General features: G+C 68.3%; 10 protein-coding genes. All 10 read right to left on the bottom strand.

What is annotated here, in order from left to right:
- Positions 1-81: 81 nt before the first annotated feature.
- Positions 82-1,110 (bottom strand): MlaD family protein, encoded by a 1,029-nt coding sequence (locus I0Q12_RS18310; RefSeq protein ID WP_197253308.1) that lies wholly within the window; start codon positions 1,108-1,110, stop codon positions 82-84.
- Complete coding sequence (locus I0Q12_RS18305) at positions 1,107-2,207, bottom strand: MCE family protein (protein WP_197253306.1); 1,101 nt, start codon at positions 2,205-2,207, stop codon at positions 1,107-1,109. Before I0Q12_RS18305 ends, I0Q12_RS18310 begins: the two co-directional genes overlap by 4 nt.
- A 1-nt stretch (position 2,208) precedes the next feature.
- On the bottom strand, positions 2,209-3,225 hold the full coding sequence (locus I0Q12_RS18300) for an MlaD family protein (RefSeq protein ID WP_197253304.1): 1,017 nt from the start codon (positions 3,223-3,225) through the stop codon (positions 2,209-2,211).
- Positions 3,225-4,262, bottom strand: a complete 1,038-nt coding sequence (locus I0Q12_RS18295; RefSeq protein ID WP_197253302.1) for an MlaD family protein — start codon at positions 4,260-4,262, stop codon at positions 3,225-3,227. The genes I0Q12_RS18300 and I0Q12_RS18295 overlap by 1 nt, the downstream gene beginning before the upstream one ends.
- A complete protein-coding gene (locus tag I0Q12_RS18290; protein ID WP_197253301.1) occupies positions 4,259-5,002 on the bottom strand; it encodes an Mce family protein in 744 nt (247 codons plus the stop codon). Before I0Q12_RS18290 ends, I0Q12_RS18295 begins: the two co-directional genes overlap by 4 nt.
- A 280-nt stretch (positions 5,003-5,282) precedes the next feature.
- Entirely contained in the window at positions 5,283-6,167 is an 885-nt protein-coding gene (locus tag I0Q12_RS18285) for an ABC transporter permease (protein ID WP_197253300.1), read from the bottom strand.
- Positions 6,167-6,901, bottom strand: coding sequence for an ABC transporter permease (locus I0Q12_RS18280; RefSeq protein ID WP_231610964.1), 735 nt, complete (start codon positions 6,899-6,901; stop codon positions 6,167-6,169). Before I0Q12_RS18280 ends, I0Q12_RS18285 begins: the two co-directional genes overlap by 1 nt.
- Before the next feature lie 249 nt (positions 6,902-7,150).
- Positions 7,151-8,059, bottom strand: coding sequence for an oxygenase MpaB family protein (locus I0Q12_RS18275; RefSeq protein WP_197253299.1), 909 nt, complete (start codon positions 8,057-8,059; stop codon positions 7,151-7,153).
- Positions 8,056-8,688 carry a TetR/AcrR family transcriptional regulator gene (locus tag I0Q12_RS18270; protein ID WP_197253298.1) on the bottom strand — a complete coding sequence of 211 codons (633 nt, stop codon included), beginning with the start codon at positions 8,686-8,688 and terminating at the stop codon, positions 8,056-8,058. Before I0Q12_RS18270 ends, I0Q12_RS18275 begins: the two co-directional genes overlap by 4 nt.
- A 341-nt stretch (positions 8,689-9,029) precedes the next feature.
- Positions 9,030-9,468: sodium-independent anion transporter (locus I0Q12_RS18265; protein WP_197253297.1), on the bottom strand; the 439-nt coding region annotated here is incomplete at its 5' end.

The raw sequence follows: 9,468 nt of genomic DNA, 5'->3' as shown, positions 1-9,468 counted from the left end.
GCACGCCGACCACGAGATACCAGGTGCCCAGGATCATCACCACGACCAGGGCGAGCGCGGACATCCACGCGGGAATACGGGTCACGGCAGAGCTCCGATCATGCGCAGGAGAACCAATCCGTCGGCCGCCGGGCCTCCCTCGTCGCCGGCGATCGTCACCTGACGAATTTCGATGCCGGGTTCGAGCAGGAAGGGGACCAGCTTCTCGTCGACGAGCTCGACCAGCTCGGCCGCGTTGCCCCGCAGCTCACCGGCGGTCGGCGACGGTTCGCGCAGCAACGGGGTGAGCAGCTCGAGATTGTCGTTGATGTGCGGGAGGCGGGGGATCAGCCACTCCAGGCCCGTGACCATGGTGTTGACGTCGATGACGATGTTGAGCACGGCTTCCATGAAGTAGGGCACCCGATCCAGTCGGCGTCGCGCGGTGTCGGAGAACAGGAATCCCACCTCGTCGCGGGCGGCGTCGAGACGCTGGGACAGCTCGTCCGTTGCAACGACGATGCGATCGATCTGGTCGATGTTCGCGGCCGCGTCGCTCAGATCGGTGGAGATCGTCGCGGACAGCTCGCGGGTCTCCGCGGGGTCCTCGGGCAGCACCTCGTTCAGGCGCGCGATCGAATCCTGCAGCCGGGTGAGGCTGCCGCCGTTGACGAACATCGCGATCCGCTCGAGCATGTCCTCGATCTGGGGACCCGGATCCGTGTCGCTCAGCGGGATGGTGTCGCCGTCCCGCAACGGAGCGCCGCTCCCGTCCACCGGCGGCACCAGGGCGATGTAGATGTCGCCGAGCACGGTGTTCTGCCGCAGTTCGGCGCGGGTTCCCTCCGGCACGACCACCGACTCGCGCACGTCGATCCGCGCGACCGCGCTGTGCGGCCCGAGGTCGATCGCCCGCAGGGTGCCCACGGAGATGCCCTCGCTGCGGACGTCGGCTCCGGCCGGCAGGCTCAGCAGCGACTCGAACTCGAGGTTCAGCCGGTAGGTCGGTCCGCGCACCCCGGAGCCGGGCAGGGCGTGGTCGCTGGGGTCGAAGCTGCAGCCGCACAACGCCACCACGGCGGCGAGGACCACGCCTGCCAGCCGGCGCGAGCGGGTGAACGAACGGGTCACGGGGTTGCTCCGATCGTCGACAGGACCAGCTGCGGCAGCGGCACCGACACCGAGCGGGAGGACACCACCGAGCAGGTGTCCGGGGCGATCTGCTCGAGGGCCGCGCAGGTCAGCGTCGCGTCGGGGGTCGGCACCTCGGCTCGGGCCGGATCGAGCTCGACGGACACCGACCCGGGCCGGGTCTGCACCATCGTCGCGAGCATCGTCACGGTGCCGGGGATCGTCGCGAGCAGTTCGCTCGAGTTCTCGGCCCCGGTCCGCAGCATCGTCAGGGTGGGCAGCGTGGAGTTCAAGGCGTTCATCAGGTAGGGGAAGTGCTCGTTGAACAGCCGGTCGAGCGGGCCGACGGCCAGGGACAGCTTCTCGACGAGGATCTTCGCCACGACGAGCATCTGCTCGATGCCGGCCAGACCGGGAGCGAACGTCTGGATGGTGGACTTGACGTTCTCCCAGTCACCCGTGAGAAAGGTGGTCATCTCGGCGGAGTTGTCGAGGATCTGCCCGAGCTGGTCCATGAAGTTGTCCGGCGACGACAGCAGTTCCGCGAGGTCGCGCAGTTCGCGGTTCAGCGTCGGGCCGAGACCCTCGAACTCGCGTCCGGCGTCCTTCAGGGCCGATTCGAGCGGCGCCGTTCCGTCGGGGCCACGCTCGGTCATCTGCCGCACGAGCTCGGAGAACGATCCGAGTGCCTCCGACACGCTGACCGGGGTGCGGGTACGGGCGGTGTCGATGCACATGTCCGAGGTGAGCGCCGGGCCGGGTCGGGGATCGGCATCGACGAGTTCGACGCGCCGATCGGTGAGGATCGACGCATTGGTGATCACCGCACCGGTCTCGGCGGGAAGCTCCCGGTCGCCGACGGTCATGTCGACGCGCACGCGCGCGCCGTCGGGTTCGATCCGGTCCACGGTCCCGACGGAGATTCCCCGGATGGTGACGGGAGAGCCGGGATACAGGCCGTAGGAGTCCTCGAAATAGGCGCAGATCGCGTCGTCGTCCCGGGAGGTCGCGGCGAAGGCGGTCGCGCCGGCCACGGCCAGCGCCACGACGGTCACCGCGGGCACGAGTCGTCGTGAATTCGTCGTCAGTGTTCGCATCTCAGCACCGTGTTCCCGGCATCGGGAGACAGACATCGGGTCGCTGGACCGTCAGCCCGCTCTGATCGAGAAGTGCCTGCCCTTCGGGACCCGCGATCGCGGCGAGTCCGGTCAGCGTGGCACGCATGGAATTCGTCATCTCCTCGACGGACGCCGACAGTTCCGCGCTGCTGTCCGCGGCCTCCACGAGGTGAGGAATGAGGGGTTCGACCTTCTCCTGGTACGGGCCGCTGAGGAAGTCGAACAGGAGTCCGGCGAGCCCGGATAGCCCGTCGGCGAAGATCTTCACGTCCTGGTGGGCTTCGACGATCTTCGGTCCGAGGATGGCGTAGCCCCGGATGATCTCGAGCGCGAGTTCCTGGTTGTCGTTGGCCGTGCGGAGATATTCGTTGGACAGTTCGAGCAGACTTTCGATCTGGTCCTTCTGGTTCGCCATGACGTCCATGACGGCTTCGATATCGGTGACCGTCATGCGCACCGCGTCCGGGGATTCGCCGAGCATCGCGGCGGTCTCGTCCAGGGCCGTGCGCAACGCCTCGGTGTCGAGTTCCTCCACCACCTCGGTGGCCTCCTCGAACATGTCGTTCACCAGGAACGGGAGGGCCGCGCGATTCTGCGGGATGGGCTCGGTCAGCGGCTGCCTGCCCGCCGGGTGCACCGCGAGGTACAGGCCCCCGATGGGGGTGAGCATCCGCACCGACACCGAGGTCTGGTCCCCGAGGAAATGCTCGGAGTCGACGGTGAACTCGACGTCGACGTGGTCGTCGGCCAGGGTCAGCCCGGTGACCGAGCCGACCGGAACACCCGCGATGCGCACGTCGTCGCCGGCGGCGAGCCCCGCGGATTCCGGCAGCTGCAGCCGGTAGGTCGACGCCCCGACCGGGCGCAGATAGAGCGCGAGGACGAGGCCGGCGATCAGGGCGAGGACGAGCAGACCGGACAGCGCCCACCACATCTGGGTGCGGGGATCGGCATCCTCGGATCCGAAATCGAGGCGTCCGAACATGCGGGTGCGCATCAGGCACCTCCGTTGCAGATGGTCAGGGGACGGCCCTCGAGCAGCACGTCGGCCTCGATCGGCAACTGCACCGCGCCGTTGCTGCACTGCCGGGCCGCGTCGACGCGCGGGACGAGGGAATTGATCCCCTCGAAGATCCCGGGCAGCACCGACAGGGTATTGATGGCCGTCTCCGGATCCGGGATCACCTCGTCCACCCGGATGATGAAGTCGTCGTTGCGCTCGAGGAAGTCCTCGTGGCCGGGATAGGCACCGAGACCGAGCTGGGCGAGCAGATTCACGGTGCGGTCGACCTCCGACATCTCGAGGGCGCCGAGCTTGGTCAGGGACAGGAACTCGGTCATGCGTGTCACCAGCGGGGTGAAGATCGAATGGAACACCTCGAGGATGTTCTCGAGGTTCTCGGACCGGCCTTCGAGTTGCTCGTTCAGGGCCGTGAAGTTGTCGAGGAGGGTGCTCATCAGAGCGCTGCGGTCCTCGGCGTAGCTCGCGAGTTCGGCGATGTCGCGCATGACCGGGGTCGGGCTGGATTCGCTGCCCTCGATCAGCGCGGCGACATTGGTCGCCAGCCGGTTGTAGACGGCCGGATCCGCTTCGCGGAGAAGCGGTTTGAGGCCGTTGAAGACGGTGGTGATGTCGAACGAGTCGACGGTGTTCACCACCAGCTCGGCCGGGTCGAGTTCCTGGCCGCCGTCCTCGCTGCGATCGAGTTCCAGATAGCGCTGGCCCGTCAGGTTCTGGAACTTGACCAGGAGCCGGTCCGAGTCACGCAGCCGGTACTCGTCGAGCACGGTGAAGTCGACGATCGCGCGGTTGCCGTCGGACACCGAGATGTCGACAACCTTGCCGATCTGCACGCCGCGCAGGCGCACGTCGGCGTTCTCCTTGAGACCGAAGACATCTCCGAACTGGGCCTGGTAGGCGACGGTCGAGCCGCCGACGGGTCGTTCGATCGCCTGCACGATCAGCACGATGATCAGGGCGACGACGGTCGCGAGCAGCGCCAGCCGGACGGCTGCCTGGCGGGGAGTTCTCATCGGACACCCCCGGTGTTCTCGAGCGGAACCCGGAAGGCCGGGAAGGTCTCCACGAGGACGTCCACCCCCAGGACCACCCGGTCACCCTGCTGGTGCAGGGCACCGTCGGCGCCGTCCACGAGCCGGGCGACCTGGTCGGGGGAGACGGTGCGCAGGCTCTGGTTCATCGGGATCAGGATGTCGAGCAGCATGTCCACGGCATCCGAGGTCGGGCCCAGGGCGCCGACGATCTCACCGGACAGCGCGAGCACGAGATGCGAGACCTCGGTGATCGTCTCGCTCGCCTGCCGGGTGCGGAAATCGTCCTCGAGTTCCTCGACGGACGCGATCGCCGACAGGGTGTTCAGGGCCGACGGGGTGAACACGGCGATGCCCTCGGAGACGTCGGCGAACTTCGGCAGCAGCTCGCTCAGCGGCTCGTTCTGGGTGCGGGCGATGTTGCGCATCACCAGCAGCGACGAGGCGAGCAACGGCGCCATCTGCTGCGTCAGCTCCGCGGCACTGTCGATCGAGTCCGACAGCTGCGGCGTCACCACATCCAGCAGCAGCCGGCCGGAATCGCGCAGCACCGTGGTCACGGTGAAGTCCCCGACGTCGCCGAGGGCGAGGGTGCTGCCCGGTTCGATCGGCTCTCCGCCCGGCATCGGGATGAGTTCGAGTGCGGTGGAACCGAAGATGTTCGACGAGACGAACCGGGTGTGCATCGACGTCGACAGTTCGTCCAAGTGGTTCTCGTCCACGCTGAGCCTGACGATCTGATTCTGAGGCCCTGGGGCTCGACGTCGATCACCGTGCCGATCGACATGCCCCGCAGGCGAACCGCGGTGTCGGTGGAGACCCCGTCACCGAGATTCGTCGCGGTGACCGCGAATTCGACCTCACCGGACCGATCCGGCTCCGTCGCCCACCAGGCCGCGGTGACGACGAGCGCGGCCGCGACGACAACCGCGAGCCCGCGGATCCGTAACCCCCGGCGACCGGGCCCGAAGCCCGAATACTGTGCTGTGCTCACTTACTCCCTCACCCCGAGAAACTGATCGTCGCGTCGAGTCCCCACATCACGAGCGTGAGCACCATGTCGGTGGTCACGATCAGGACGAGGCTCGCGCGGATGGCCCGCCCGGATGCGATCCCGACCCCCTCGGGACCGCCGCTCGCGTGATAGCCCTGGTAGGCGTGCACGAGCGTCACGACCAGGACGAACACCACGACCTTGATCAGCGAGTAGATCAGGTCGACCGGCTCGGTGAACATGTGGAAGTAGTGGTCGTAGGCGCCCGAACCCTGGCCCTGCACCACGGTGACGGTCACGCCGGTGGCGGCGAACCCGAGCGCGAGCGCGATGAGATAGGACGGGACGACGGCACCGACCGCGGCGATGAGCCGGGTGGACACGACGTACGGAATCGAGTCGATGGCCTGGGCCTCGAGCGCGTCGATCTCCTCCGAGATCCGCATCGCACCGACCTCGGCCGTGATCCGGCACCCGGCCTGCGCGGCGAAACCGATCGCGGCGATCAGCGGCGCGAGCTCGCGCGGGTTGGCCAGCGCCGACATCGCACCGGTCAGCGGTCCCATCCCGAGCATGTCCAGCGCCGAGAACCCGACGAGACCGACCATCGCACCCGCGACGATGCCGAGGATGGCCAGGACCGGGGCGACGCCGCCGCCGACGATGACGGCGCGGCCGTTACCCCAGGTCAGGTCGGTGAAGATCGCGACGGTCTGGCGCCGGTTGCGGCGCAGGGCGTGTCCGATCCCGCGGAACGAGACGACGACGAAGTGCAGGTAGAGCCCGAGGGACTCGATCGGGTCCCAGGCCCGGCGTGCGTGACGCGTCCACCGCAGGCCCCTGGGCAGATAGGGGGACGGCGCCGCGACCGGGGTCTTCTGTGCGGCGCTCATCAGAGGAACCTCATCGGAACGAACATCAGGACCACCTGGGTGATGAAGAGGTTGACGACCATGCAGGCGATGATGCTGAGCACCACGGCCGCATTGACGCTGTCGGCCACGCCCTTCGGGCCGCCCTTGGCCTCGAGCCCGCGCTGGCTCGAGATGACGGCCACCACGTAACCGAAGACCGCGGCCTTGAGCAGACACACGATCAGGTCGGTGGTCGAGGCGAAGCTGCCGAAGGACAACCAGTACGAGCCCGGGGCCACCCCCTGGCCGAGGGAGGCGACCGCGAAGCTCGCGAGGATGCTCATCAGGATGATCAGCACGGACAGCATGGGGGCGACGACGACCATCGCCAGGATGCGGGGGGAGACCAGCCGGCGTTGCGGGTCGATACCCAGGGTGCGCAGCGCGTCGATCTCCTCCCGGATGGTGCGGGAGGCCAGGTCCGCGGAGATCGCCGACCCGCCCGCCCCGCCGATGAGCAGGGCCGCGGCCAGCGGCGCGATCTGCTGCATGACGCCCATGCCGCCGACCGCGCCGGCCATCGAGTTGGCGCCGACGTTGTCGGTCATGCTGCCGACCTGCACGGCGATGACCACACCGAGCGGCAGGGCGACCAGGATCGCGGGTACGGCCGACACCGAGATGAAGAACCAGCCCTGAACGATCGCCTCCCGCAGCGGGAAGCGGCCGGTGGCGATGTCGACGACGAGGTATGCGGTGGCGCGGAAGGCCAACCGGAGCGTGCGCCCGAAGGTGCGTGTCGCCTCGGCGCCGCGTGCGGCGACGGCCCCGCCGAACGGCCGGCCCCCCGGCGCGGCGTCGTCCACGGTTCGTGAAGTCACGTTGATCCCCCTGAGAAAACTGGTGGTGAAGAGCCGAGCGCGCAGCGGGCGGGTCCGGCGGGACCGCGTCGACGACCGCAGCGTCGGTACCGCGTCCGGGACGAATCCGGGGACGCGTTCGATGAACGGTGGAACCGGGTGTCAGACCTCCAGGGCAGCGCGGGCTTCGGGGATCATCCGCACACGTGCGGGGAGTATGCGGCCGGCGGCGCGCACGATCGCGATCAGTGCCCGGAACTCGCGTTCGCGGGCCGGGCTCCACGGCACACCCCAGATCTGCCGGACGTGCTCGGGGAAGGCACCGAACATCAGGGTCTCGACCGGCCGGCCCGTCAGCTTCTCCAGCAGCGCCGGCAGCGGACGGGGCAGTGCCGCGAGTTTCGGTTGGAGAGTTGCGATCACGTCCTGCTCGTCGACGAGTTGCTGCATCCGCCGGGTGCCGGGCGACATGGCGAGTTTCTCCACGACCCCCTGCTCGACGTACGTGCGCAGACCCGCGGCATCGGTGGGCATGTCCTGCTCGCGCACCCCGAAGAGCAGGCCGAGGCGGCGGCTCTCCCGGTAGAACGCTTCCACCTCGGCCTCGGGTTGCGGACCGAAGCAGACCGTGATCGCGTAGATCAGGGACTCGATCGTGGTGAGGTGCACCCACGTCCACACGTCGCGGTTCCACGCGTGGTACTTGCGCCCCTCGTAGTCGAGTCCGGTGATGGGCCGGTGCATCTCGCGCAGTTCACGCGCGGATTCGGCCACGTTCTCGCCGAAGTAGATCCGGTAGGTGTAGGCCAGGGTGTTCTCCGCGCGCACCGACGGCCGGCTGAACGACTTCGAATGTTGTTCGAGCGCAACCATGACGGTGGGATGCGTGCCCTGCAGCGACAGTGCCCGGAACAGGAACAGCGGCCAGATCCGCCGATCCGCCAGCAGGCGGACGAAGGTGCGGTCGGCGACGGGAACGTCCTCCTCGATGTCCACCGAAACACGTTGTGCCGGAGTGGTTTCCATCGCGATCTCCTCGGGTTCGGTGAGCGGGGGCCGGGACGGGGTCATCCGGCAGGCGGTGTGGGCGGCACGACGAGGAACGACAGCATCGTCCTGGCGATGCGTCGTACTCCGTCGTCGGTCGCCGTGGCGGGTCCGAGGTCGGGAGCCAGCCAGACGCTCGCGAAGAAGCGGGAGATGATCTCCGCGGCGGTCTCGGTGTCGAACTCGATGCCGGTCTCCCGCGCCGTGGATTCGAGCTCCTCGCGGACGGAGGTGAGCAGCATGGTGGCGATCTGCGGGTCGTGCATGAGGGGGAGTGCAGCGCCGTCGTCGACGAAGCGCCGGCCCACCGGATGGTTCCGGACGGTGCGCACGGCTTCGACGAGCCACTCGACCGACCTTTCGAGGGGGTCCTCGATCGAGTCGATCGCGGCGTGGAACTCGGTGACGAGGCGATCGAGTTCCCAGGCGAACGCGCGGGAGAGCAGCTCTTCCTTGGTGTCGAAGCGGCGGAACACCGTCGCGCGTCCCACGCCGGCTTCGGCCGCCACGTCGGTCACGGTGGTCCGTTCCAGGCCGTGACGAGCCAGGCACCGCATGGTCGCCGCGAGGATGGCGGCGTCGGTGGGGTCGAGGTCGGTGCTGTGGCCGACGAGTGCTCCGACCAGGAGCGAGCGGACCGGGGTGATACCCATAGTTCGGGAACGGTATCACCGATCTCACCGAGTGCAAATAACAAGTTCTAGCTAACCGAACTTATGTTTGTGCAGGCCTCTTGCCACCGGGCCTGAAACAGAGTTCATTCGACAGCTGCCCCCGATGGACCACGGGACTCGCACGGGAGCGGCCGCGGGCCCGAGCGGTTGTCGAGGGCGCGATCGGTGCGATGCGGACGCTCCCGACGCGGACCGGTCACGGCCGGGACGAACACCGGGGGCCGCGAGAACCCCGACGAGGGGTCGGGCAGCGTCGGTTTGCACCGGGCCCCGAGGCGCGGCGTCGGTGTGGTGGTGCCGGAGTGGATCTCCGGCGTCGGTCAGTCCTCGGTGCCGGTGCCGGTGCCGGTGCCGGTGGAGGCGTAGTGGCTGTCGGGAAGGACGAGCATGCGCGCGAAGCCGATCGCGCGCGGGGTCGTCTCGAAGACGGGTCGTTCCTGGCCGTCGCTGGTGGTGAACACGCCGACAGCTTCGAGTGGGCGTACGTGTTCGGGCTTGGTACCGGAGATCAACACGGTGATGTGACGGTGCTCGAGTTTGGTGATGGCGTCCTTGAGGACGATCGCGCCGGTGGCGTCGAGGGCGGTCACCCGCGACATGCGCAGGATCACCACCTTCACGTCCGCGACCTCGGCGAGTTCGAGGAGGAATCGGTGCGCCGCGGCGAAGAACAACGCGCCCTCGATGCGGTAGGCGACGATGTGCTCGCGCAGGAGTTCGTGCTCTTCGGCCAGGTGATCGCCCTGTTCGAGCGGGACC

It is taken from the genome of Rhodococcus sp. CX (genome assembly GCF_015865005.1).
Taxonomy (GTDB): domain Bacteria; phylum Actinomycetota; class Actinomycetes; order Mycobacteriales; family Mycobacteriaceae; genus Rhodococcus.
This window is presented reverse-complemented; position numbering and strand designations above follow the sequence as displayed.

Excerpts from the sequence above, each read along its gene's own strand:
- I0Q12_RS18270 (WP_197253298.1), bottom strand. The coding sequence starts at position 8,688 with ATGGGTATCACCCCGGTCCGCTCGCTCCTGGTCGGAGCACTCGTCGGC.
- I0Q12_RS18300 (WP_197253304.1), bottom strand. The coding sequence starts at position 3,225 with ATGCGCACCCGCATGTTCGGACGCCTCGATTTCGGATCCGAGGATGCC.
- I0Q12_RS18275 (WP_197253299.1), bottom strand. The coding sequence starts at position 8,059 with ATGACCCCGTCCCGGCCCCCGCTCACCGAACCCGAGGAGATCGCGATG.
- I0Q12_RS18285 (WP_197253300.1), bottom strand. The coding sequence starts at position 6,167 with ATGAGCGCCGCACAGAAGACCCCGGTCGCGGCGCCGTCCCCCTATCTG.
- I0Q12_RS18295 (WP_197253302.1), bottom strand. The coding sequence starts at position 4,262 with ATGAGAACTCCCCGCCAGGCAGCCGTCCGGCTGGCGCTGCTCGCGACC.
- I0Q12_RS18305 (WP_197253306.1), bottom strand. The coding sequence starts at position 2,207 with ATGCGAACACTGACGACGAATTCACGACGACTCGTGCCCGCGGTGACC.